The following is a 25,757-nucleotide window of genomic DNA, read 5'->3' on the forward strand; positions in this document are numbered from 1 at the left end:
ACTAGGCTGACAGAGGGGGGAAGGCTCCCATAAGGACATAATCGGAACTCTACCTAACAGTAAAACCAAGTACCCACTCGGTTATCAGACAGCAAGCCATGGATGGACCCATCGTGCAACAAGTCTTCCCCCTGTACAGACCAGAGGCAGCCCAAGCAAAGCAATCCAGCCACCTAGGTCAGGCATTGATTCATCAGCCCGGAAGATATGCATTCATTGGTCTATCCGCACTGTTATTAATTCTTCTAGCATTAGCGTTTCTTCTCCTTGGCTTCCATACCCGCAAAGCCACCGCTCCCGGATTGCTTGTTCCAAATCAGGGCGTACTCAGAATACTGGCTCCTGCACAGGGGCAGGTTCTGAAAAGCGGAAAATCTATGAGTGGATTCTCGAACCTGTCTTCTCAATGACAGGAAAAATATAGGGCGGTCAAGTAAAGGAAAAGCAGCATGAGAGTGACCAGTAGAGAACAAGATGTCTTTAAACTTCGTATCCAGGGAAAAACAAACAAGCAGATCGCAGCACAGCTAAACATCAGCGAAATTACCGTCAGAGATCACGTATCCTCCTTATTGCGAAAAAGAAATGTTTTCTCTCGCATGGAGCTAATCGCCGCCTATCATGCCGAGCTTGAAAAAACATCCCCCCTAGACATTTAGGACTTCCGACTAAAAAAATTAACGTGAAAATCATAAAACATAGACTAGATCTTAAATTCAACAATTCATACTTATAAAACCAAAATTTTATTAAATTGCACATAACAATGAACAGAAACAAAGAGAAAAACCTGTTTTCAAAAATGCGAGAAATAGCCTCAAAAGACATTGTCATCTTGTCAGCCCTAGCAATAGGCTCACTATTTCAATTTTCTATTTCAATAAATCAGATTTCGTCGGCTAACTATGAACTCGGATTCTTAAATCTTGGAATTGCCATGATACTTCTTGGAGGAACAAACAAACCCAAGACCTTTAACAGAAAGGCCAGCTTATTATGGGATGAAGATACCGAACACAATTACCACATTGAATACATAGGATTACTACTTATAACGTTAGCCGCATTGTCGGCCTTATAGAACGCATAACCCACTCTAAAAAGGACAATCAAAATGAAAGAGGACGTAGGTTTCGTTAACAGATTTAGAAAGTCTCACCGGCAGCTTAGTGCCTGCTGCAAAATTTACCTTGAGATGAATGCAAGAATTGCACTAAGAAGTTTCTCTGGGCATCCCTCCAACCAGACCACGAAAGGCTGCTTAACCCTCTACTCAAAAGAGCGGACAAATATAATAAGGGGAGAGTTACAGGGAGGAATTACAGGTTAAGTTGTCACCCAATTTGAAAAGGATACCCCCTACATCTGTAGGATTGCCACTTGAAACTTCTATCTTAGAATATCTCGCTTAATATTCAACAGAATCAGCCAACAAAGATCAAAAAATCATATCTTTAAATATCTTACATCAATGAAAAAAATACTGGAATCAAAATTAACGATCGTTTCTGGGTGGGGCTCTGGGCTGGCCATAATTTTTTGCTTTTTAAACAAAAATATTGGACTACCTCCAAATAAAATTGAATATCTAGACATCGCAATGTCAACATCCACCTTGGTTTTCATTATATGCATTACAAATGCAGTTATTAAAGGATTATCTCTGACAAAAGATGCAAAAAAAATGGAAAACCAAAGACCAGAAAATACAAATCCATGGTTTATTATCCCATGCTTAGGATTACTGCTACTAGGAATAGTATTTATAGAATTCGTTAGAGCAAATTATGGCGACACCAAAACAGCTTTCATTATAGGCACAGAATTACTTTCTATAGGTATATGCACGCTCTATTTTGGAATCAACAACCTAATAAGAACGAAATAGAATGAAAAACCCACCATTAGCGAGCTCTGGACCACATATTTCTGCTCGCTCTGGCCCTCGAACGGATGCTCCTTTTGTATGTTAGGGAGGAGGTGACCGTACTGGGCAACACTCTGACACTGGGAATGTTATTGGTATTTGAAGGAGATATGCGCATCGGAGACATATCAATTCGGCAGCTAGGACAGTCGCTATGGCTCACCGAATTATCCAGTTGAATAAAGGTTCAGTCATCGAAGATGTTCGACTGGATACCTACGAAATTGCATAACAATAGTAAGGACACTTTGATGATTCGTCATATCACGTTGATGTTATTCCTCTCGCTTTCTGCCTTCTATGGGCATGGAACAGAAACAAAGCTCCCTGTACCAATAAAAACTATGGAAGGCATATCAGAATACCGCCTGGACAACGGTTTAAACATCCTCCTTGCCCCAGACGCTTCCGCTGAGACAATTCACGTTGATCTGGTTTATCGAACAGGTAGTCTGGAAGACCCTGCGGCCAAGAGCGGGACGGCACATTTTCTTGAACACATGATGTTCAAGGGAACAAAACAGAGAACCGGCGAACAGCTTGTATCTGGCCTGCGCAAGCGGGGCATTCACTTCAATGCCAACACGAGCTTTGATCGCACCCGTTACTCGGCCGCTTTCGAATCGGACATGAATAGCCTGAATTACCTGCTGGCACTGGAAGCGGAGCGCATGACCAGCCTGCATTTTTCTCCTGAAGATATGAGCAACGAGCTTGAGGTGATCCATCAGGAAATAACACGGGCAAAAGACCAGCCTCTGGGCGCACTGGGAGAAAGTATGCTCGCCAGAGCATGGGGAGAGAAAGCCTATGGCCGTCCCGTTCTCGGAACTCTCGACGAACTCAGTACTATCACTCCTGAAGTCCTGCACCGGTTTTATGAACACTATTATCACCCGGATAACGCTACCCTTGTACTGACGGGCGGCTTCGATCCGCAACAAGCGTTAGAGGCTATTTCTTTATATTTCTCCGATATCACCCTCTCTCGACAGGTAAAGCCTGAACCGTCACCAACGATGCCAGAGCGCGGGGATGGGACTACCAAGGTACATCAGGGCAACGTCAACGTTCTTGCACTGGGCTACGGAATACCCGCGGCTGATGACGATAGCAACACGGCACTGGCTGTATTGGCGGATATATTTGCAGGGGAGCCCCACGGCCGACTCTATCAAGCGTTAGTGGTTCCGGGGAAAGTTCAGGCAGTGTTTGCCCTGCAACAAGCTTTCCAACAGAGGGGGCAGTACCTGTTCGGTGCCATCCTGACAGAAGGCAGCTCTCATCAAGAAGTGCAACAGGCACTGACAGAACAATTCAAAGCACTACGCTTAGATCCGGTATCCGCCGATGAACTGGAAAGAGCGAAGACAGCAATGCGCTTTCTGAAACCAAGAATCATGGACGACCCCGCCGCCTTATCCAATTTACTGTCCGAGTCTGTAGCCACGGGAGACTGGCAACTGCAATTACGTCGTTTTGATGACATAGAATCGCTGGACCTGCAGCAAGTGCGCAAACACAGTGAAGCTCTTTTTTCCAGCGAGAGGCCCGTCATAGGGTACTTGATTGCCGGAAGCGATGATGCACACCAGCCTACTCGCCAGCAAACCCGAGAGCAGGCAAATGTGTCACCTGACGCCATCAGGCAAGCTTCGCCCGCAACGCCTGAAAAAATGCCCGACGTAGCCAGGTTCAACACCCGAATAATGGAGATCGAAAACAGTATTAAACGGAGCACGCTTAAAAACGGCATGAAAGTCGCCCTGCGCCCCTTGCCTGGAGCACCGGGGGGCGTGCAGGGCCGGCTGAACCTGCGTTTTGGCGACCTGAAGAGCCTTCACAATAAACGCGCTGTCTCTGATATGGCTGGAACCCTGCTTATACGCGGCACCCACACACTAAGCTATCAAGAGGTAGTGGATCGAGCGAACCAGCTCGGGACGGGCTTTTCCATGGTTCCGCACGGTAACATGCTGACAATCAAGTTCGAGAGCCCTCCAGATAGCCTTCCGGAACTACTGGCGTTGATTGCCGACGTGCTGCAACACCCAGCGTTTCCCCAACAGGAGTTTGACTTACTCAAACGCCAACGCCTGCAAGCTCTCCGGATTCCCCCGGACACTCCAGCCCGCATTGCTTCTCTTGAAATGCATCGACAGGTCAACACCTATGCTGCAGGTGACATCCGTCGCTATACAGAACCTCAGGAAATGCGAGCGATGATTGAGAATGTTACGCGGGAAGACGTATTAGACTTTCACCAGTCTTTTTATGGAGCCCAGCATGGGGAGCTTGCCATCAGCGGAGATTTTGATCTGGAAAAGACCAGGGCAAGGCTGGAGTCACTTTTCGGCAGCTGGGTAAGCAAAACGCCTTATCAGCGGGCCATCGCCTCACACGAGGAACGGAAACCCGTGCTCCGTGCGGTGAGCACCAATACAACCGGGGGCTACTACATCGGACGACTGTATTTTCCCGCCAATGGTAATTCAGAAGATGCAGCTGCCCTCTTTGTTGCAGAACACATTCTGGGACGACACCCCATAGCCTCGCGGTTGGGCAAACGACTACGCGAACACGAAAATCTGACATACAACCTTCATTCCTCCCTGCGGCTCCCAACAACTGGAAACGCTGCAAGAATCAGTATTGAAGGTGATTTTCCAGCAGGGAAAGGCAAGTTGTTCGTAGACATCATAAAAGAAGAAATCGCCCGGCTGGCAGAGTCGGGAATCTCCCAAGACGAGCTGGACATGGCCAAAAGAACAATCCTTAACCAACGAAGCCAATACCTGAAAGTGAATAAAAACATCCAGAACATACTGACTGGACAGCTACGGGAAGATATTACGCTGGCTTTCTGGATCGAACGCAACAATGCTTTTACCTCACTGACTGTTGACGATGTCAATTCCGTCGCGCGTCGCTACTTGATCGCAGAAAATATGATTGAGGTTATCGTAGGCCCGAACGAAACGAAATAACTCAGCAGTGATCATCCTCGAACGCCTGTACTTAGCCCCCTCCCCTACAAAGCAAATATAGAGCTACTACACCCGCCAGACTTAGCCTCTGGCGGGTGTAGTACGCTATAATTTGTGTTCCCGCAATTTAATACCTGACTAATTTAGTATGGTATTGTACAATTACGAACCAGAAGCAGACAGATCAGGCCCCGCAACCCACTTCGGTTGCCGGCAAACCAAAGGGTCTTAGAGCCCGCGAGAGAGAATACGGAGCGACGATCATGACGACCGCCAACAAAGAGGTGAACGAACTGATCAAACGGGAATACGAACATGGTTTCGTAACAGATATCGAAGTCGATACCTTCGAACCCGGTTTGAGTGAAGACGTTATCACCCGCCTTTCTGAGATCAAGAAAGAGCCGCAGTTCATGCTGGAGTGGCGCCTCAAGGCCTATCGTCGCTGGCTTGAAATGGAAGAACCCGATTGGGCTCATCTGGGCTATGACAGAATCGATTACAACTCAGTTTCCTACTACTCGGCCCCGAAGCGCAAAGAAGACATGCCCCAGAGCCTTGATGAAGTAGATCCCGAGCTGCTGAAAACCTATGAAAAACTGGGTATCCCTCTGCACGAACACGCAAAACTTGCTGGCGTAGCCGTAGATGCCGTTTTCGACTCAGTATCGGTCGCCACTACGTTCAAAGAGCCGCTGGCAAAAGCAGGTGTTATCTTCTGCTCTATCTCGGAAGCCGTGCGCGACTATCCGGAGCTGGTGCAAAAATATCTCGGCACTGTTGTCCCCCATACAGACAACTTTTTTGCTGGCCTTAACGCTGCGGTCTTCTCGGACGGAACCTTTGTATATGTTCCCAAGGGCGTTCGCTGCCCCATGGAGCTGTCCACCTACTTCCGCATCAACGCCGCAAACACCGGCCAGTTCGAGCGTACACTGATCATTGCCGATGAAGGCAGTTACGTAAGCTATCTGGAAGGCTGTACCGCCCCCATGCGCGATGAAAACCAATTACACGCAGCGGTGGTTGAGTTGGTCGCTCTAGACAATGCCGAGATCAAATATTCCACGGTACAGAACTGGTACCCGGGCGACGAGAACGGCAAAGGCGGCATCTACAACTTTGTAACCAAGCGCGCCGCCTGTATCGGCAAGAACTCCAAGGTTTCCTGGACTCAGGTAGAAACCGGCTCGGCCATCACTTGGAAGTATCCCAGCTGCATCCTGCGCGGTGAAGGCAGCGTTGGCGAGTTCTATTCCGTAGCACTTACCCACAACCACCAACAGGCCGACACCGGCACCAAGATGATTCATCTGGGTAAGAACACTACCAGCACCATCATCTCCAAGGGTATTTCAGCCGGCAAAAGCTCTAACGTTTATCGCGGTTTGGTCAAATTTGGCCCCCGGGCAGAAGGCGCGCGCAACTTTACCGAATGTGATTCGCTGCTGATCGGAGATCAGTGCGGAGCGCACACCTTCCCGTACATTGAGAGCTTGAACAAATCCGCCATCGTTGAACACGAGGCCACCACGTCGAAAGTGAGCGACGAGCAGATGTTCCTTTGCCGCCAGCGCGGTATTGATATGGAACGGGCCGTTTCGATGATTGTGAACGGTTTCTGTAAAGACGTTTTCAAGGAACTTCCCATGGAGTTTGCGGTTGAAGCCGGCAAGCTTCTGGAAGTAAGCCTTGAAGGTTCCGTTGGTTAACAGGGCAGCAAACACAAACGTATCGCGGAAGCAGTCGGGTAGGCCCTTCCGGGATCGTCAAAATCAGGGATGATTTTGACGAGCGTACATGGACGTATTCACAGCGCATCCCGGAAGGGCCTACCCGATGGCTGACTCTCCCCAAGTCTGGGGCGGGCACAAAATTTCGTCGGTTAATAGAGAGAAGCAAACAAATGCTGAGCATCAAAAACCTGCACGCATCCGTTGAGGGCAAAGAAATCCTCAAGGGCATCAACTTGGAAATCAAGGCTGGGGAAGTACATGCCATTATGGGCCCGAATGGTTCGGGCAAAAGTACTCTGTCTCAGGTGCTTGCCGGTAACGACGCATTTGAAGTTACTTCAGGCAGCGTCACCATGAATGGTGAAAACCTGCTTGAAAAAGAGACCGAAGAGCGGGCACGGGATGGCGTGTTTCTGGCCTTTCAGTACCCCGTCGAGATTCCCGGCGTTAGCAACCTGCAGTTCATGCGCACTTCGGTAAACGCCATGCGTCACCACAGGGGCGAATCAGAAATGAACGCCGCTGAATTTATGAAGCTTGCCCGAGAAGTATCCAAGCAAGTGGATCTCGACCCTGCGTTCCTCAAGCGCGGTGTAAACGAAGGTTTCTCCGGTGGCGAGAAAAAGCGTAACGAAATCATGCAAGCTCTCATGCTACAGCCGAAGCTGGCCATTCTGGACGAAACCGACTCAGGTCTGGACATCGACGCCCTCAAGGTTGTTTCTGACGGCGTTAACGCCCTGCGGGCTGAAGACCGTGCCATTTTGATGGTAACTCACTACCAGCGCCTGCTTGATCATATTGTTCCAGACTTTGTTCACGTTCTAGCCGACGGCAAGATTGTGAAATCCGGTGGCCGTGAGCTGGCTCTGGAACTGGAAGATCGCGGTTACGCTTGGCTTGGCATCAAGGACGATGAAACTGCAGCCAACTCAGCCAATTAAGGAGACCGCGGAATGAAACCAGCACCAACTCTTCTTTCCCCTGCGTTCCTGCACCCGGCTGGTCAGGCATTGCCAGAGCCATTACTTGCCCTGCGCAAACAGCGTGGTGCCGCCTTGGTAGACATGCCCATGCCAACGCGAAAAACAGAAAACTGGAAGTACTCCAGTAAGTATCTGAAGCTGACCGACGAGATGGCGACCTCATTGCCTACCACTGGCAAGACAGGCAGTGCTTTAGCGGTTCCCGGTTACAAGGTGGTTTTCATCAATGGCGTTGTGATGCCGGAAGCCAGCGAGTATCCAGATCTCGACAACATCCGCATCCAACGTTTTGGCGATCTTTCAGATGCCGAGGCAAGCGATCTGGTTGAGCGTTTGGATAGTACACTTGACGCAAAAGCCGTGCAGTTCGCCGGGCTCAACACGGCACGTTTTGAAGATGGGCTGGTGATTCGCTTAAAGCCAGACGCCGCGCTTGACCAACCATTGTTCATAATCCATGAAGTGACAGCAGACGCCAGTGGCTCCGCCTTCCCTCGTATCTTTGTGGATGCAGGCCGCAACAGCCAGCTCACGCTGGTTGAAGAGTATATTTCCAGTGGCGAGGAAGCAGTTTTCGTAAACTCTGTCACTGAATTCACTCTTGCAGAAGGGGCGAATATAACCAACATTCGCCTCAGCATGGGTGGTGAAAACGTACAACACATAGGCGCCACTGGCGTAACCCAACAGCGCAGCTCCCGCTTCGAGAGCCACTGCGTAGGCTTTGGCGGCCCACTGCGACGCCACGACCTACGGGTGCGACTGGAAGGCAAAGGCGCTGAATGCAAACTCAATGGCGTTGTTGTAACTCAAGACACACAACACTACGACAACCACACGACTATTGAGCACGTAGCACCCAATTGCGACAGCGAAGAAACCTATCGCAACATTGCAGCGGATAAATCCCACGCCGTATTCAACGGTCGGATTCATATTCACCCGGACGCCCAAAAGTCCAACGCGAATATGAGCAACAAAAATCTTTTGCTCTCCACTGGCGCTGAAATCGATACCAAGCCCGAGCTGGAAATCTACGCCGACGACGTAAAGTGTGCCCATGGCGCAACCATCGGGCAGCTTAATGAAGAGTCGTTGTTCTATCTGGTTTCCCGGGGCATCGGTCGCAGGGAAGCCAACGTACTGCTAACCATGGCATTCATTAACGAACTGGTTACCCAAATTCCGGTGGAGGCCGTAAGGGATACTGTGCAAGCTCGGCTGAGCCAGTTCTTCGACCAAGCGTTCCAAGAGGTCTAAGTGGTATGAACGATCTGTCCATGGCTAACACAGCTACCCATAAGGCGTTTGACGTACAATCCATCCGCCGGGACTTCCCCATCCTGTCGCAACAGGTCAATGGAAAACCGCTGGTGTATCTGGATAACGGTGCCTCGGCGCAAAAGCCGCTTACTGTTCTGGATGCCATGGACCGCTACTACCGGGAAATGCACTCCAATGTACACCGGGGTGCACACACCCTAGGTGACCGTGCAACAGCTGCCTTTGAAGGCGCCCGCGAAACCATTCGCGCCTTCTTGAATGCAGGTAGCACACAGGAAATCGTCTGGACAAAAGGCACCACTGAAGCCATTAATCTTGTTGCCAATGGTTTGGCCCCGAAACTCAAAGCGGGCGACGAAATTCTGGTGAGCCACATGGAACACCACGCCAACATTGTGCCCTGGCAAATGGTTGCAGAGCGCACCGGCGCAAAGGTGATGCCAATTCAAGTCTCGCCTGAAGGCGAACTGGATATGGATGCGTTCAACAGCCTGCTGAACGATCGCACCCGCGTTCTGGCCGTTACCCACGTTTCCAATGTTCTGGGCACGATCAACCCGGTAAAAGAACTGGTAAGCCAAGCCAAGGCTCGCGGTGTCATCACTCTGCTTGACGGCGCTCAAGCCGTCCCCCACTTTCAGCCGGATGTGCAAGCGCTGGATTGCGACTTTTACGTGTTTTCATCCCACAAGCTGTTTGGCCCTACCGGTATTGGCGTGCTTTATGGCAAATCCGCGCTGCTGGAAGATATGCCTCCCTATCAAGGCGGCGGCGAGATGATTGAGCGGGTATCGTTTGAACGCACCACATGGAACGTTCTGCCCTACAAGTTTGAAGCAGGTACACCGGCAATCGCTGAAGCTGTGGGTCTAGGGGCTGCCATTGAGTATCTTAACGGCCTCGATCGGCCAGCAATGGAAGCGGCGGAGAATGCCTTGATGGCACGCGCCAACCAACTGGTTGAAACCGTTCCCGGCATGAGCATTATCGGCACCGCAAAGCAAAAAGCTCCCGTAATGTCCTTTAAAATCGACGGTTTGCACCCAAGTGATATAGGAACCTTACTGGATCAGCAAGGCATCGCAATTCGCACTGGCCACCACTGCGCCATGCCACTGATGGATTTCTACGGAGTTCCCGGTACAGCCCGGGCCTCCTTTGCGTTCTACAATACTCTGGACGAGGTGGATAAACTGTTTGCCGCCTTACAGAAAGTCCAGCGCCTGTTTGCCTGATGGAGGAGACACCATGACAGCCGAAGTCTTCACGCCGACCGTAGGCGTCACAATGACGCCAAGTGCCGTCAAGCACGTGCGCAAGCAACTCGACAAAGCAGCAAACGCCAAAGGTATACGATTGGCGATCCGAAAAAGCGGATGTTCCGGCTTCAAATACGAAACCCAGTGGGTGGACGAAGCCGCACCCGACGACAGAGTATTCCACATTGATGGCGTTGATGTGTTTGTGAAAGAGGAGCATCTTCCCATGGTGAATGGCATCGAGATCGACTTTGTTACCGAAGGCGTAAACTCCATGTTCCAGTTCCGCAATCCCAATGCCACCGCCGAGTGTGGGTGTGGTGAGAGCTTTACCGTAAGCTGACCCCCCCTCTCCTGCGCCATAAGAGGTCTAACCAGGCATGCAAGAAAGAGAAGTCGTCCTGACCAAACGCGAGGTGGAAGCCCGCCTTGTTCCTGTTGGAACAGAAATCATGATTCCGGCAGACACCTTTGTGACCATCACTCAGTCACTGGGCGGTACCTTTACCGTTGCGGTCAACGGCAACCTTGCCCGCATTGAAGGCCACAACGCTGATGCTCTGGGTAAAAAGCCCTTGGAAAGCAGCTTTGATACACCGGACGATGGCACGGTTAACGAAAACCAAGTGTGGGAAGCCATCCGCAACTGCTACGACCCGGAAATTCCGGTGAATGTGGTGGATCTGGGCCTTATTTATGAGTGCCGGATTGAAAATGGTACGCCAGAAGGCAATCACATTTACATTTTGATGACCCTCACCGCCGCTGGTTGTGGCATGGGGCCGGTTATTACCGACGATGTGAAAACCAAACTAGAGCACGTCCCCAACGTAGACAAGGTAACCGTAGAGCTGACCTTTGATCCGCCCTGGAACAACGACATGCTCACCGATGAAGCCAAGCTAGAACTGGGAATGCTGTAAATGCCAGCTACAGAAAAAGATTTTCTCGACAACCCGCTAGGATCTAACCCTACTCTGGAAGACGTTCTCGACGGCTTTGAGTTTCTTGATGACTGGGAAGAACGCTATGCGTTTATCATTGACCTAGGCAAACAGCTACCTGCCTTTCCGGACGACGCGCGGATTGAAGAGAACTACGTGCACGGTTGCCAAAGCCAGGTTTGGTTGATTGCCCACTACCATGAAGCCGACGGCAAGCTCTACCTGCTGATCGATTCAGACGCAATGATAGTGCGTGGCCTCGCTGCCATGATTCTGGTCGCGCTAAACGGCAAAACCCCGAGGGACTTGCTAGCCACAGATATAGATGAGATCTTCGAACAGTTGGACCTGTTCCGCCACATTTCTCCAACCCGTGGCAACGGCTTGCGCTCCATGATTGGAAAGATTCGTGATATTGCAGCGGCTGCTGTGTCTGCGTGAAATGAGTGCACAGTCGTTAGCGTGCGCTACCAGATAATGGCAATGTCGTCTCGCTGAATGTTTACCTGCCCACCTGTTACAGGCATTTTGCCATTACTGAAGTCTGGATGAACGTTGTTCAGGGTGACCGTCATCTGGCTATCACTCAGCTCCGGCGTCCCCCCCAAAGAATCAAAATAGCGGGCGCTGCGGTATAGATGCAACTCATCTCCGGGCCGCAAACCAGCGGTCGCGCCTGAAGCCAAGGTAACAAGGTGGCCCTCTACCCGGGTAATGCGCGCCATAAACGGCTGGCACGCGAGGGCTTCGGCTACCGCCTGCGTCATTTCCCCAATAGCACCCGCCACAGATTCTCCATACTGGGTTTTACGAAACCCTTCTGAGCCAAAACCGGTGGAACTGCCAGGGCCGGCATTCCAGTCGGCGGCAGTCTCGAAACGCTGCTGGTATACAGGTGAGCCGCTGAATCCGTCAAAAACCATCAAATCCACCGCAAAACGCCGGCGCATATCAGCGCCACCAAATCGCCTTTGCATTTTATCCAATACCGAGGAGCCCCAAGCCGCAGGATCCGCAACGCCAATGTCTCGAATAACACCGGCCACAACAAACTGTGCACCCATCTCCCGGGCTACCTGAACCACGTTGGTAAGCCGGTTGCCACCCTGCTGCAAAGTGGGCGCATTGAGTAGGTCAGGGAAAAGACGAGAGGTCGTCGCAGAAAACACCTGCAAGTTTCCAGCCTCTCGTAGGCCCTGCTGCAGCTGTTGCGGCAGAATTTCTCCGGCATCATCAATACGCCCTACCCGAGCCTGATCAGGATACAGCAATGGAAAGCCTGTAATAGCAACCCGTTTTTTTAACCGAGCGGCGTCTCCGCCATCGCAGCTGGCTCTGCTGGCAGAAATATCCCCGCGTACAGTTACACGCAAAAGGTTACCGCTACGATGCTCATCAATAACTTTAACATTCCGCGCTCGGGCGCTAGAGGCAAGGCGCACTCGGGATTCAGTTAAAACGCCGTTTTCCATAGTATCTCTAGTGCTCACCTGCGCTTCGTACTGCAAGGCGAGATCTCGCATGGCCGCACTGCGAGCTTCCGCGCGAGCAGACTCTAGATCCTCGTTGTAGATACTCGCGTGGCCCACGCCCTCAAGAACAACCGCCTGCGCGCTCGCACCCAACATCAACGGTATCAATGCACAGTAAAACGACAACCGTATAAACTGCTTCACAAACCCGCGCATAGCTTTCTACCCGTTTTATCGTTCAATTAGCACGTTTGAAATCTGCCGAACGAAGATCAATCCAAATAGTATAAGGAATCAACATTCTTGCTCTGCACATCGCCAACACTCTCGTTGTAGGTTGGTACCGATATTGGGCAGAGGTCTTTCACCTGTTCCGCTGCGACTCTGGACACACAGGCCCGAAAGCGTGACTCGAGCTTTAACTCCATCACGGTCTCAACAACTCCATCGCTGTGCTCATTAACAGCCACCATTTTTGCACCACGAATGTAGCTGTCTACATAGGTTCGGAACATATCATTTCGGAGAACAAACTCGTTCACGGTAGAGCTTCCAAAGATGACTGTCCCATATACTCGCTCTGCTAGGTTTCTGTATGCATCCACTTGGGAAGCTCTGCGCGCCATCAGCCTTTTACGGGTATTGAGACGATCCTTACCTGCATCCTCATAAGTGCCAAAGCCGCTGACCCTAACTGTAATAGGCTCAAACTGCGCATCGTTTTGGGCATTCTCACGTTTGTCGTCCGTATCGCCGCCCCACAATGCTGCGCAGGCCGTCAGCGTGAAAGCCAGAAAAGAAATCGATATCCAGCGAATGACCATGCTTTTTGTCTCCAGAATTCGTTTTGCTAAACCCATGAAAAATTCACGCCATCTTTTCTAAATCACTAATTTTAAACACCTTATTCTGAAACCTATAAAAGCAAAGTGAGAAACCGGCAAATATCTGCCTCATATAGTGTTTTCAGGGGTGGGCACGTCCATTAGCGCAAGCTTATTTGCTTGCCCAGCCCCAGCAACCGATAATTCCTGCACATTTCATAGAAAGGAACCTGTGTCTTCATGCAAACCTATCTGGTTGGCGGTGCTGTTCGCGATGAATTATTGGGGCTGACGGTCAAAGATCGGGACTGGGTAGTAGTCGGCGCAACCCCGAAGCAAATGCTTGCTCTGGGGTTTACGCAGGTGGGATCGGACTTCCCGGTGTTCCTGCACCCGAAAACCAGAGAGGAATATGCCCTCGCCCGCACCGAGCGCAAGCAAGGACACGGCTATCACGGGTTTTCTGTCTATAGCGCGCCAGATGTCACGCTGGAAGAGGACCTGCTGCGCCGTGACCTCACCATCAACGCCATGGCACGCTCGGAAGACGGTGAACTCACAGACCCTTTTAATGGCATGAGAGATCTGGAGGCCCGTCAGCTCCGGCACGTTTCTGACGCTTTTAAAGAAGACCCCCTTCGTATCCTGAGAACCGCACGCTTTGCAGCTCGTTTCCAGCCATTGGGCTTTAGCGTATGCTCAGAAACTATGGCCTTGATGCGCGATATGGTTGCCGCTGGTGAAGTAGGGCATCTTGTACCAGAGCGTGTGTGGCAAGAGATTCAACGGGCTCTGCACGAACAGTCCCCAACTACGTTTTTCCAAGTATTGCGAGACTGTGGGGCTCTCGATGTGCTGATTCCAGAACTTTCGCCCGAACCCCGTTTCCGGGCTGCCCTTTCCGCCTTACGGCTCGCCCATGCTGGCAAAGCAACAACACCAGAGCGTTTTGCGGCACTGTTCAGCACACTGGATGAGCCGTGTGGCACCAAAAGAGCCAAGGCACTTAAAGCACCGAACGATTGCCAGAATCTCGCTCGACTAGCTATGGCGTTTAAGCCAATCATCCAACAACTCGACCCGACGCAGCCAGATGCCAAAACCTTGCTCGAGTTACTGGAAAAAGCCGATTTGTGGCGGCGGCCCGAGCGCTTTTCGCAACTGGTTCTCGTACTTGAGTGCGCACTTGAAGCTACAGACCAGCAAAGGCTAAAGCCTCTCGAAAAAGCGGCGGATGCGGCATCAGGCATTGACCCCCAAGCGCTTATGAAGCGAGGCTTTGCGGGCAAAGAACTCGGCGAAGCAATCCGAGCCGAGCGACTGGCGCGTATAAAGCAGGCACTCTGCCGTTCATCTTCCTGAGGAACTACTATGCCTGAGAATACCCCTATCGCTCTGGTTACTGGCTCGGCCCAACGCCTTGGGGCGCACACTGCGCAACTATTGCATGAGCGTGGCTGGAATGTGGTTATTCACTTTCGCAGCCGCCGGGAGAAGGCCCAAGACTTATCGGAAGCCATGAACCAGCAGCGCCCGAACTCCGCAGTTGCACTGCAAGCCGACCTAAGCAAGATGGCCGATATTAATTACTTAGGTACTAAGGCAATAGAACATTGGGGGCGGCTAGATGCACTGGTTAACAACGCATCCGTGTTTTATCCAAATCCAACGCCGGAAGCGACCGAAGATGATTGGGATAGCATTATGCACACCAATCTCAAGGCGCCTTTTTTTCTACTGCAGACCTGCTTGCCAGCCTTGCGAGCAAGCTCCGGCAGTGTTGTGAACCTGATTGATATTTATAGCGAAAAACCGCTACCAGAGCATCCGCTCTACTGCGCAAGCAAGGCTGGCCTCGCCGCGTTAACCCGCTCCTGGGCGAAAGATCTGGCGCCAACAGTGCGGGTGAATGGCGTATCCCCCGGCGCGATTCTTTGGCCTGAAGGCGATGCAGCGGTAGACGCAAGCTACCAACTTAAAATTCTTGCGCAAACACCCCTCAATCGCACGGGCACACCAGACGATATCGCCCGTACTATTGTGTTCCTACTCACAGAGGCACCGTTTATCACCGGGCAAGTTATTTCCGTAGACGGCGGGCGCAGCCTGAATATGTAGACCGCGCTTTTGCCGAATCGGGCTTTCCGGCTACAATGCGCGCAGCTTTTCATTCTTCGCATTCTGCTCGGGCAAGACTCAAGTTGCCGCCCTGAAACAGAACATTCATTAATAACCGGAGTAACCTCATGCGTGATGTCGTAATTGTTGCCGCACGGCGTACAGCCATTGGTGCATTTGGTGGAGGCCTTTCCAGCCTTCGTGCGGATCAGCTTGGTAGCGCAGTTATCAAAGCACTGTTAGAAGACACCGGTGTTACCGGCGACCAGATCAACGAAGTCGTACTCGGCCATGTGTTGACGGCAGGCAGCGGCCAGAATCCGGCTCGTCAGTCAGCCATCAATGCTGGCATTCCGGCTTCTGTACCGGCAATAACCATCAACAAAGTATGCGGTTCTGGGCTCAAAGCCGTTCATATGGCAGCTCAAGCCATCCGCTGCGGTGACGCAGACATGATCATCGCAGGTGGACAGGAAAGCATGAGCCTTGCTCCTCACGTTTTACCTAACAGCCGCAATGGCCAGCGCATGGGTAACTGGACCATGGTCGATACCATGATTAACGATGGCCTCTGGGATGCTTTCAACGACTACCATATGGGCATCACGGCTGAGAATATTGTCGAGAAGTACGGTATCAGCCGCGAAGAACAGGACGAGTTCGCAGCCGCGTCGCAACAAAAAGCCACGGCCGCCCGCGAGGCCGGGGTCTTCAATGATGAAATCGTGCCCGTTTCTATCCCACAGCGTAAAGGGGACCCAATCGTTGTCAGCAAAGACGAAGGGCCCCGCGACGGCGTAACCGGAGAGGGCCTCGGCAAGCTGCGCCCAGCTTTCAAAAAAGACGGAACAGTGACTGCAGGTAACGCCTCGACACTCAATGATGGCGCGGCGGCAGTTATGGTATGCAGTGCCGAGAAAGCCAAAGAGTTAGGGCTTACCCCACTGGCGACAATCAAGGCTCACGCCAATGCCGGCGTTGACCCAACCATCATGGGTACCGGCCCGATTCCTGCCAGCCAGCGCTGCCTGAAGCTTGCAGGCTGGGGTGTTGACGACCTAGACCTGATTGAGGCCAACGAAGCTTTTGCGGCTCAGGCGATCTCTGTAAATCGTGACATGGGCTGGGATACCAATAAGGTCAACGTGAACGGCGGTGCTATTGCTTTGGGCCACCCCATTGGCGCTTCCGGTTGCCGTATTCTGGTTTCCCTGTTGCACGAAATGGTGCGTCGCGATGCCCATAAAGGTCTTGCCACCCTATGCATCGGCGGCGGTATGGGCGTTGCTCTGGCTGTGGAGCGCTAAGGCCCCGTGCTGAATGTGGTGCTGTACGAGCCGGAGATACCGCCCAACACGGGCAATATCATCCGGCTGTGCGCTAATACTGGCTGCAGACTGCATTTGATTGAGCCTCTGGGTTTTAATCTGGAGGACAAGCAAATGCGGCGGGCTGGTCTGGATTACAGTGAATATGCCACGGTAAAAGTACACAAGAACTATCAGGCCTTCCTCGAGAGCGAGCAACCTGAACGGTTATTTGGCTTAACCACCAAGGGCCATCGCTATTACCATCAGGTTACTTATCTGGATGGTGATTACTTAATGTTTGGACCGGAAACCCGCGGCCTGCCAATCGACGTACGCGAAGGCTTACCCCCAGAGCACTGTTTGAAAGTCCCCATGTGCCCGCAAAGCCGCAGCTTAAATCTCTCCAACACTGCTGCCTTAGTGGTTTACGAAGCCTGGCGACAGCTTGGGTTTACCGGTGCCGTATTAGAGGGCGAGGGCGAGAGCGAAGGCGAGGCGTAAACTGCCTCTGGCCCATCATCTCGGGGAACCACCAGCGGATACCCCTCCTCCAATTTGATAATTCTTGCAGACAGCCCGTAAACCGCAGCCAATACGGTTTCGCTTAGAACCTCAAACGGTTTGCCTGAGATGTAGCATTGCCCGTGGTGGAGCAAGAGCAAACGGTCTGCAAATCTGGCTGCCAAATTAAGATCGTGAGCCACCGCCAGCACTGCAAAGCCCCGTTGCTTTGCCAATCGCCTCAGCAATGAAAACACCTGCTGCTGGTGCGCAGGGTCGAGTGCTGATGTGCATTCGTCCAGTAACAGCAATACTGGGCCCTGCGCATCCCAAACTTGCGCCAGCACCCGCGCTAGTTGAACCCTTTGTTGTTCACCACCCGATAACCCGGGTGCAAGGCGGTATCGCAGGTGGGCGACGTCCAACAAATCCATGAGTTCGGAAACCACAGGCATGCTTTGCGATAGCGGCTCAACCGGTCGCCCAAGGCGCACTATTTCTTCTACGGTTAGAGGGAAGTTGACCTCAACCCGCTGGGGCATAACCGCTCTGCGCTTTGCTATTTCCCGCTTCGACCAGTGTTGTAGAGTACACCCCGCAAAACTAACCTGCCCATCGGCAATTTTATGCTCACCAGCCAGCCCTTTGAGGAGGGTAGATTTACCCGCGCCATTAGGCCCCAGCACCACCAGCAGCTCGCCCGCATCCAACTGGAAACCAAGATCGCGAACAACTGGCTTCCCCGCCAGATGTATACCCAAACCGTCGACGTGCAGAAGCATCAGGCTATCCTTGTTCGTAACAGCAACAACAGAAAAAACGGCCCGCCGATCAGCGCCATCATCAGCCCAATGGGCAGCTCCGCCGGGGCCACTACAATCCGCGCCAAACAATCAGCTCCAACGAGCAATGTGCCCCCTGCAAGCGCACTAGCAGGTATTACAATCCGATGTCCCGCTCCCAAGGTATGGCGTACTAAGTGGGGTACAACCAGCCCCACAAAACCTATCAAACCACTAACTGCTACAGACGCTCCTACGCCAAGCCCGGCGATCAGTATGGCCGCACGCTTGGTCCAGTCGGTGTTGTACCCCAGATGCCCAACCACCTGTTCTCCCAACAAAAACGCATCCAACGGCCTCGCTAAAAAAGGGGCTGCGCAGAGTGACAACAAAAGCCAAGGCGCGGCCATAGCCACATCATCCCATGCAGCATGGCCCAAGCTGCCCATGGTCCAGAAAGTCAGTGAGCGCAGTTCTTCATCTGATGAATAGAAGGTTAAAAGCCCTGTGCCAGCACCAGCAATGGCGTTAATGGCTATGCCCGCAAGTAGCAAAGTGGCTACCGACGTGTGCCCTGCTCTGCTCGCGATACGCCAGGCCAAAAAAACGGTTCCACTTCCGCCTATAAAAGCTGCAATAGGCAACGCCCATGCACCCGCAAGGTCCAACCAACCGCCAAGCCAGGTACCGCCAAGCACAATCACTGCAATAGCCGCCAAAGATGCGCCCGCCGAGACTCCGATAAGCCCGGGGTCCGCCAGCGGATTACGGAACAAGCCTTGCAAAATAGCCCCGCAAACCGCCAGTACTGCGCCTACCAAAAAACCCAAAACCAACCGTGGTAAGCGCACATCGAAAAGTACCATTCTGGCGACCTCATCGTTCAGGTCCCCAATCACCACGCCAAGAATGTCCCCAGCGGTTAGTGGGTAGGCCCCATTGGTGATGGAGACCACCGAGACCATCAAAGCAGCCCCCATGATCAGTAACAGTGCAGGCCCTTTTGCAAGCCGGCCGGCACCGTCAATGATCATTACTGGCCACCGGCCCCACTTGCCCCAACATGCTCGCGACTTCTTCCATAGCCTGCGGGAGCCTTGGACCGAACCCGAGCAGTAACATGCTGTCGCCTACGTAGTGCCTGCCCTGCTTCCAAGCATCCAGCGCCGCCAACTGGGGCCATTGGGTAATGTCGAATTGCCCGGGGCGGGATTCCGCGACAACAATCGCATCTGGTTGTGACGCAAGCAGCGCTTCGCGGTTCGCGGGTTTGTATCCGGTGACCTCCGCCATGGCATTGCTTGCGCCAAGGGCTTTAAGCAGCGCATCGGCAGCCGTGTCCTTCCCGGCAATCATAACGCCATGGTTACCGGCAGCCATGAGAAACAACACGCGTACGGAGTTACCTTCAGAAGCTAGAGGGATGCGCTCAACCCGTGTGCGAATGTCATCAATTATGGCGTTTGCCTGCGCTTGCTTGCCGAGAATCCGACCTACTTCACGGATACGGGCCATAGTGTCTGCCGGCGACCGGGCCACCGGTAACTTTATAACGTCCACACCCGCCTGAGACAGTCGTTCAAGAGTTCTATCCGGGGCTGCTTCTACCGTCGTAAGCAACATATCCGGGCGCAATGAAAGCACGCCCTCGAAAGGAAGGGCGCGCAAGTAACCCACCTTGGGCAACGACTGCACTTGCGCAGGGTAGTTGCTGGTTGTATCAACGCCCACTAGGCTACCTTGAGCCTCCAAGGCGTACACAGTTTCAGTGATACTGCCATCGGCACTAACAATGCGCGGTTGTGCAGCCTCGGTCAGGGTCGCAAATGACAAAAAAACTGCGCTCAGAGCCATCAAAACCATCAAGCGCATAAGCTGCTCTCCAACACTTCAACCTCGCGCTGCCAATCGGCAGATTCGGGGTTGCCCGGCTTGCGGTCGCCAAATAGCGTAATCACAATTTCGCCATCTGTGTTGTAGCCCTCTAACGACGTGATGGTGCCATCGCTTGATGGCCTGCGAACCACAAACCAGTCTTTGATCCCGTCGGTATTCGCGTGCAGGTTGAAGCCTTTATCCAACACGTTCATCCAAGGCCCCGTGCGCATCAGTCTGTCTACCTTTCCGGCAAAAATCTGAACAATGCCGGGGTTGCCCACAAACACCATGATCGCGCATTGACTGGCCTTGGCCTGCGCCAAAATCGCATCAAGAGGAGAAAGAACATCCTGCGCGCTTGGTTTTAGGCGAGTAACCCACTCTGAGCCAACCAGCTCTAATGCGGTTCGGCGGTCCACTTTGTTGCGCTTGAGCATCGCGTGAAAATGGTGCACATCCTTCAATTTGGCCCAATCATTACGCAAAGCGTCAACATCAACAGTGTTGGCATCAACGCGAGACGCTTTCGCAGGTACTGGCGCCAGCTGTGGCGCTGTCGATGAGTTATCGAGATAGTTACCTAGCAATGCATCCCAGGCAGCGGAGTCAGTGGCCTCTGTTTTATATATCTTGTGCAACGCCAAGCCGTAAGTACTGAAAAACTGCAGGCTTTCCCGATTGATCTGACCGGTGTTTTCAGTGACTAGGTAGCCATAGGCCCACTGGTTGAGGAATACACGAACATCTATATCTCCAACGGCTAACCCCATCGCACCCTTACCAGCTACTTTGAACTGGTTGAAGGTAGCCGTTACTTCATGCACAACCTGATCGTTTCGGGTCAGGATCATCACGTCGCCCACATCATCCATATCGCACAACAGGGCACCAAACTCATGCCTTAAGGGACGGACACCCTGATCACGAGTGAGCAAAAGCTCCAGCTCGCTCACGCCGAGTTGTTGCGCAGCATTACGAATGCGCAGCTTGGGCTGTTCTTGCAGTAGAGTGTTCCAACGCTGCGCCAAACTGCTTTCTGGCTTGGTTGCTATCGCTTCCATATCAATTCGCCTCGCTTTCAAGAGTCACTTCTTTCCAACGTATTTCGGGCTGACCACTTACACCGTCGGCACCGTAATAGTTGATAACCTGCATTGCGTAGACAGGCGCAGAAGGGTCACTGGAATTGCTATCAATTAGGTAAACGCGGAAGTTTGGCCAAAGTTTATGAGCGCCCTGCAGGTTATATTCGTACCAGCTGTTTTCGCTAAAGAGCCCACCGGTTGCATCCTCCGAATAGGCACGAGCAAGGGATTCGCCACTGCTGTCGATGGTCGCGCTGGGATAGGCCGAGAGTTCGGACCATGGGATAGGCCCGAGTGCACCACCATTGCCGGAGCCTGAAGGCCCGCTATTGGTTTTCACATACCATTCACGCCCCGAATACCCTATTTGGACATCCCAGGCATCGGAGGTGGCGCAATCAACAATGGAGTTGCTGTCAAAATCGAAGCAACTGTCACCACCGTCATAGTTTTCGGGCCTGCTTCGGCTGAAGGTAAGCGTAGTATCGGAGAGCTGAGTGGTGCCTGCAGCCTGCACCTGAAACTCGATGGTGAAACCCTTTATGCCCTCGGGCTGATTATTCTCATCTATCTCGCGCGTAGGGAAATTGAAGTCCAGAATACGCATACGAGCGTAACTATCACCAGTGTTTGAGCGCACCAGATAGCCAACATTCGGCGCTTCTGCTATTACACCTCCCGCACCATACTCGGACCAATCATCACCCAAAGCATAAACAACACCGTCTGGCACCCAGGTTTCGGGGGCCGTATATGTGTCCTTTAGGTGGTCCAGCTCGCCATCCGGGCTGGCATTTAGAAATTGATTGGCGTCAGCTTCGCCGGAGTCCGTATAAAACGATGCCTGTGCGTCCCCCAGTGCACCTACCACATTGCCGTCTCCGGAAGCGCCGGAATTCAGCTGGATATTGGTTCGATTGAGCGCTAGATGCCAGTCTCCATCGATGGCTACCGTCTCTCCTGTATCCAGATTCAGGTAGCTAGTTCCCGCTTTGGCATCAATAATTTTCTGGCTGAATTCACGGTCGGTTTGCCCACCATCCTCACCGTTTCCAGCAATGTTGTTATCACTACCACCGCCACAGGCGGTCACCATCAGGCCGAGGACCGGTACCAGAACTTTCAGGTATTGCTTCTGCATAGCTTCATTCCTTTTTGCAGTTGGTAAGGTGATCACTGACCACCCAGAGTCAAAGAAAAGCCGGTATAGAGAAAACGCCCGGCCACGGGCCGAAAGTCGTCGGGATCGGAAAAGTCACGCTGGCTGTCGGTAAGGTTGTCTGCACCGGCAAACAGCTGTAGTTCGGGGAATAGTTGGTAATTGAGTTTCAGGTCTAAAGCTGTATGTCCGGGGGACTTGCTGCCTGTGGCGGCATCCACGTATTCGGAGCTCTGGTTTCGGGCTCGCAGTGACCAGGACAAACCTTCAATACCGGTCAACCCGTCAATAGATGCCTGCAACTGATGTTGCGGGCGACGGTTAAGTTCATTTCCGCTTGCCACATCTTCCGTTTCGGTCCAGGTGTATCCGGCAGAGAGGCGCCAACCATCGGTTATTTGCCAGCCAGCAGTAGATTCAACACCCCAAGTGCGAGCCTGCTCAATGTTGTTGTAGCGGTAGATAACAACGTTGTCGGTGCGGGCATCGGTGGCTGTCTGGTCAATTTCTGTTTGGACAAGATCGTCGATATCATTGAAGAAGCCATTTACTTCGAACCACAGCGCTTTTTCGAAGTGGCCACCGAAGCCAAGCTGGTAACTGATGGAAGACTCTGGCTCGAGTTGCGGGTTACCATTCACGATATAACCCAGTTGGCTGTGATCGAAACGGTAATGACGCTCTTTGAGGTTGGCCACCCGGTATCCGGTTCCCACACCGGCACGAATAAAGCTGTCAAACCCTTTCCGATCCTCAAAGCCCAAACGGGCATTGATCTTTGGCGCTAGGTGGTAATCAAAGTCTGAGTCTTTTTGGCCACGCAGGCCTGTTACGACCTCTAGATTGTCCAATGCGAACCAAGTGTCCTGAACCCAGAGTTCATAGCCTTCCCGGGAGAATTTCTCATCGCTGGCAAGTTCTGACATGCCATCTTTGAATTGCTCAAGGGTTTCACGTCTTATGTCAACGCCAAGCTGTAAGCTGTGAGCCTCACCCACCGCCGATTCAATGTGTCCGGATGCTTGCGACATGGAGATATCCGCCTGACGGTTATCGAACCGGCCAGTGGCAGAATACTTTGAGGTATCATCATCAAGCTGCTCGTGCAAAAGTGCCCAGTGCCCGCGCATACCCTCGCCATTCCCATGATCACCAGCAAGTGTCGCACGCAACCTGCGCACATCTTCTTCTTTGCCCTGATTGATGGTGCCACCCGGGAGGGTGCTGAAGCGGGAACTCGACCTCTCATCGAACACCGACCCGGTCCAAGACAGCGCGTTATTTGCAGATGGCCGCCAATCCACCCGCATTGTGGCGTCGTTGCGGTCGTACTCATCACCCGGTCGAGCCCAGGTCTCCGGCTCCGGGTCAATGCCATCCGAATGCTGTGTTGAGCCAGAAGCTCGCACGCCCCATTGCTCATTACCGGCTGAAACCGCTGCGCGACCACTGTAGCGGGCGGAGTCCCATTTCTCCCCAGAGGGGTTCTGGTCACCATAACTACCGAGATCTGCCGAGAAGTTGCCTTTAATTCCGGTTGCCACTTTCCGGGTAATCACGTTGACAACACCGCCCATGGCGGCACTGCCGTATTGAGCCGACACCGCACCCTTCACAACCTCAATGCGCTCAATATCAAGCACCGAAAGTTGGCTCACATCGACAGAAGAGCCTGTGGTAGCAGTGACTGGCAACCCATCCACAAGCACCAGCACACGGTCTGCATCAATACCCTGCAACCAGACTTCGTACCCCGGCTTGCCGTGTATTTCCCGCAACTGCAGGCCCGGCACATTAATCAACGCTTCTTTGAGGTTACGAGCATGGGTTTTCTCAATCTCCCGAGCGGTGACCACTTCGGTTCTCACCGGAGTATCCAGAACCGTTCTTTCACTGCGGGTGCCCGTTACAACCAACTCATCAAGATACCCGGCGGCATGTAGCGGAGCAGACGTTGCCAAACACACAGCAACCGTTAGTGAAAACAGGTACACACTCGACAAAACGGAAACAGAAGAATTCAAAGCAAACCCCGTAAGCAATAATACGAATACGAGGAATTCTCATTCACACACAAACTTAAATCAAGGCTTTTCGTTAATGAGACTCAATTTTATTTGAACTGTGCTTGAAAGGCGGAGCTATGGATGAAGCGAGGGGCTAAAAACGAAGGAAGGCCGCACGGAAATCGTGATCGCAGGGATGGAGCGCGACTTCCCGTTAAACTACAAACAGCCCGGCACATGTCCGGGCTGTTTGTTACCAACAACTCGAATCTTTAATGAGTTTGCTGTTCTGCACCGGCTTCACCGGCTGCCTCTTCCTGCTTTCGCTGAAGCGCTTGCGCGTAGATAGCATCGAAGTTAACCGGTGCCAACATCAGCGCCGGGAAGCTGCCTTTATTGACTACCCCATCGATTGCTTCACGTGCATAAGGGAACAAAATCGTAGGGCAATAAGCGCCCAACATCTGACCAAGCTGAGGGCCTTCAATACCTGCTACAAGAAACACACCGGCTTGTTGAATTTCAACAATGTAGGCGACCTTCTCATCGATTTTCGCAGTAACCGTTAGGGATAGCACAACCTCATACTGGTTATCACTCACCTTGGAGTGCGAGGTGTTCAAATCCAGATTTACCTGTGGCTTCCACTGTTCTTGGAACACAGTTGGCGAATTAGGGGATTCAAAAGAAAGATCCTTCACGTAAATACGCTGCAGGGCAAATTGAGCTTGGTTCTGGTTGTCACTGCCTGCGGCGGCTTGCGGATTCTCAGCCATGTTCAGTCCTTTTGTAAGGAGTCATTAGAATGGGCTTAGGGCCCGTTTTTATGATTGCATCTCTCGCCACAGTCTACTGCCTGATGGCGATCCGTTATGTGAAACAGTGCGGCAGATCAATGCTCAGATCAAGCACAGCTATCGCTTTTACTTTTTTACCAGCGGTAGATTGCTGGCTTTCCAGTCACTGACGCCGCCATTAAGCCGAACCACATTGGCGAAACCCTCTGCGTTCAACTGTTTGACGGCCATGGCCGAATGCTGACCCATTTTATCAGCCACAATGATCTGCTTGCTTTTGTGTTTATTCAGCTCGGCAGCTCTGCTTTTCAGGCTACTCAGGGGAATATTCACAGAGCCCGTAATACGGCCTTCGCCAAACTCTTTGCGATCACGGATATCAACCACAATTGCCTCATCCCGGTTTATCAGGCTCACGGCGCCTTGGGCGGAAATTTTGGCGCCGCCCCGTCTGGATTCCAGCACCAGAATAGCGACCAAAAAAGCCACAAACAGCGAGGCCAGTACGTAGTGGTTAACGACAAATTCAAACAACCGATCCATGAGGTTACCCTGACAATAAGTTTGGGCGGATTATACACAGCCTGCTCGCCGGACAGAAGGCGACCATACAGGTGACGACTGTGGCCTCAAAGCCCAAAAATGGATAAGCTTAATATCTACTTCTGTAAACTTACCGCTATTCTACTTCCGGACTGAATG

23 protein-coding genes are annotated in these 25,757 nt (G+C 52.2%); 13 read left to right on the forward strand and 10 right to left on the reverse strand.

The annotated features are described in order from the left end of the window. Positions 1-449 precede the first annotated feature (449 nt). The 9 genes from KO508_RS06865 to KO508_RS06905 all read left to right on the forward strand — a co-directional run bounded on the left by KO508_RS06865 (position 450) and on the right by KO508_RS06905 (position 11,564). On the forward strand, positions 450-659 hold the full coding sequence (locus KO508_RS06865; protein WP_216007625.1) for a LuxR C-terminal-related transcriptional regulator: 210 nt from the start codon (positions 450-452) through the stop codon (positions 657-659). Between the two features lie 1,519 nt (positions 660-2,178). Further along, on the forward strand, positions 2,179-4,914 hold the full coding sequence (locus KO508_RS06870) for a M16 family metallopeptidase (protein ID WP_216007626.1): 2,736 nt from the start codon (positions 2,179-2,181) through the stop codon (positions 4,912-4,914). A 263-nt stretch (positions 4,915-5,177) separates the two neighbouring features. Continuing rightward, positions 5,178-6,626 (forward strand): Fe-S cluster assembly protein SufB, encoded by a 1,449-nt coding sequence (gene sufB / locus KO508_RS06875; RefSeq protein WP_216007627.1) that lies wholly within the window; start codon positions 5,178-5,180, stop codon positions 6,624-6,626. A gap of 194 nt (positions 6,627-6,820) precedes the next feature. After that, a complete protein-coding gene (gene sufC / locus KO508_RS06880; protein ID WP_216007628.1) occupies positions 6,821-7,594 on the forward strand; it encodes a Fe-S cluster assembly ATPase SufC in 774 nt (257 codons plus the stop codon). A gap of 12 nt (positions 7,595-7,606) precedes the next feature. Beyond that, positions 7,607-8,896, forward strand: coding sequence for a Fe-S cluster assembly protein SufD (sufD, locus tag KO508_RS06885; RefSeq protein ID WP_216007629.1), 1,290 nt, complete (start codon positions 7,607-7,609; stop codon positions 8,894-8,896). 5 nt (positions 8,897-8,901) lie between these two features. Then, a complete protein-coding gene (locus KO508_RS06890) occupies positions 8,902-10,155 on the forward strand; it encodes an aminotransferase class V-fold PLP-dependent enzyme (protein WP_216007630.1) in 1,254 nt (417 codons plus the stop codon). 13 nt (positions 10,156-10,168) lie between these two features. Continuing rightward, entirely contained in the window at positions 10,169-10,522 is a 354-nt protein-coding gene (locus tag KO508_RS06895) for a HesB/IscA family protein (RefSeq protein ID WP_216007631.1), read from the forward strand. A 37-nt stretch (positions 10,523-10,559) separates the two neighbouring features. Continuing rightward, on the forward strand, positions 10,560-11,102 hold the full coding sequence (sufT, locus tag KO508_RS06900; protein ID WP_216007632.1) for a putative Fe-S cluster assembly protein SufT: 543 nt from the start codon (positions 10,560-10,562) through the stop codon (positions 11,100-11,102). Then, entirely contained in the window at positions 11,103-11,564 is a 462-nt protein-coding gene (locus tag KO508_RS06905; protein WP_216007633.1) for a SufE family protein, read from the forward strand. Positions 11,565-11,590: 26 nt separating this feature from the next. On the opposite strand, the gene KO508_RS06910 is transcribed toward KO508_RS06905, so the two are convergent. Further along, positions 11,591-12,751, reverse strand: coding sequence for a flagellar assembly protein T N-terminal domain-containing protein (locus KO508_RS06910; RefSeq protein WP_252737983.1), 1,161 nt, complete (start codon positions 12,749-12,751; stop codon positions 11,591-11,593). A 116-nt stretch (positions 12,752-12,867) separates the two neighbouring features. Next, the gene (locus KO508_RS06915) at positions 12,868-13,419 is read right to left on the reverse strand and encodes an LPP20 family lipoprotein (RefSeq protein ID WP_216007717.1); all 552 of its coding nucleotides are present in this window, start codon (positions 13,417-13,419) and stop codon (positions 12,868-12,870) included. Positions 13,420-13,659: 240 nt separating this feature from the next. Between KO508_RS06915 and KO508_RS06920 the strand changes: the two genes are divergently transcribed. From KO508_RS06920 to trmL, 4 genes are all read left to right on the forward strand, one after another. Next, positions 13,660-14,781, forward strand: coding sequence for a multifunctional CCA tRNA nucleotidyl transferase/2'3'-cyclic phosphodiesterase/2'nucleotidase/phosphatase (locus tag KO508_RS06920; RefSeq protein ID WP_216007635.1), 1,122 nt, complete (start codon positions 13,660-13,662; stop codon positions 14,779-14,781). A gap of 9 nt (positions 14,782-14,790) precedes the next feature. Then, complete coding sequence (locus KO508_RS06925; protein ID WP_216007636.1) at positions 14,791-15,537, forward strand: pteridine reductase; 747 nt, start codon at positions 14,791-14,793, stop codon at positions 15,535-15,537. Between the two features lie 128 nt (positions 15,538-15,665). Beyond that, the gene (locus tag KO508_RS06930; RefSeq protein ID WP_216007637.1) at positions 15,666-16,844 is read left to right on the forward strand and encodes an acetyl-CoA C-acetyltransferase; all 1,179 of its coding nucleotides are present in this window, start codon (positions 15,666-15,668) and stop codon (positions 16,842-16,844) included. A 6-nt stretch (positions 16,845-16,850) separates the two neighbouring features. Then, on the forward strand, positions 16,851-17,348 hold the full coding sequence (gene trmL / locus KO508_RS06935) for a tRNA (uridine(34)/cytosine(34)/5-carboxymethylaminomethyluridine(34)-2'-O)-methyltransferase TrmL (protein WP_216007638.1): 498 nt from the start codon (positions 16,851-16,853) through the stop codon (positions 17,346-17,348). On the opposite strand, the gene KO508_RS06940 is transcribed toward trmL, so the two are convergent. The 8 genes from KO508_RS06940 to KO508_RS06975 all read right to left on the reverse strand — a co-directional run bounded on the left by KO508_RS06940 (position 17,273) and on the right by KO508_RS06975 (position 25,598). Further along, complete coding sequence (locus KO508_RS06940; RefSeq protein WP_216007639.1) at positions 17,273-18,130, reverse strand: heme ABC transporter ATP-binding protein; 858 nt, start codon at positions 18,128-18,130, stop codon at positions 17,273-17,275. The genes trmL and KO508_RS06940 overlap by 76 nt on opposite strands. Further along, positions 18,130-19,164: a FecCD family ABC transporter permease gene (locus tag KO508_RS06945; protein WP_216007640.1), complete on the reverse strand. Its 1,035-nt coding sequence runs from the start codon at positions 19,162-19,164 to the stop codon at positions 18,130-18,132. Before KO508_RS06945 ends, KO508_RS06940 begins: the two co-directional genes overlap by 1 nt. Further along, the gene (locus tag KO508_RS06950) at positions 19,154-20,002 is read right to left on the reverse strand and encodes a heme/hemin ABC transporter substrate-binding protein (RefSeq protein ID WP_216007641.1); all 849 of its coding nucleotides are present in this window, start codon (positions 20,000-20,002) and stop codon (positions 19,154-19,156) included. The genes KO508_RS06945 and KO508_RS06950 overlap by 11 nt, the downstream gene beginning before the upstream one ends. Further along, entirely contained in the window at positions 19,993-21,069 is a 1,077-nt protein-coding gene (locus KO508_RS06955) for a hemin-degrading factor (RefSeq protein ID WP_216007642.1), read from the reverse strand. The genes KO508_RS06950 and KO508_RS06955 overlap by 10 nt, the downstream gene beginning before the upstream one ends. 1 nt (position 21,070) lies before the next feature. After that, complete coding sequence (locus tag KO508_RS06960) at positions 21,071-22,234, reverse strand: HmuY family protein (RefSeq protein WP_216007643.1); 1,164 nt, start codon at positions 22,232-22,234, stop codon at positions 21,071-21,073. 32 nt (positions 22,235-22,266) lie between these two features. Further along, on the reverse strand, positions 22,267-24,276 hold the full coding sequence (locus KO508_RS06965) for a TonB-dependent receptor plug domain-containing protein (protein ID WP_252737975.1): 2,010 nt from the start codon (positions 24,274-24,276) through the stop codon (positions 22,267-22,269). Between the two features lie 254 nt (positions 24,277-24,530). Continuing rightward, on the reverse strand, positions 24,531-25,034 hold the full coding sequence (gene secB, locus KO508_RS06970) for a protein-export chaperone SecB (RefSeq protein ID WP_216007644.1): 504 nt from the start codon (positions 25,032-25,034) through the stop codon (positions 24,531-24,533). A 147-nt stretch (positions 25,035-25,181) separates the two neighbouring features. Then, positions 25,182-25,598 carry a rhodanese-like domain-containing protein gene (locus KO508_RS06975; protein ID WP_216007645.1) on the reverse strand — a complete coding sequence of 139 codons (417 nt, stop codon included), beginning with the start codon at positions 25,596-25,598 and terminating at the stop codon, positions 25,182-25,184. Between the last annotated feature and the right edge of the window lie 159 nt (positions 25,599-25,757).

The sequence above is a fragment of the Marinobacter salexigens genome (genome assembly GCF_018860765.1).
Lineage (GTDB): Bacteria > Pseudomonadota > Gammaproteobacteria > Pseudomonadales > Oleiphilaceae > Marinobacter > Marinobacter salexigens_A.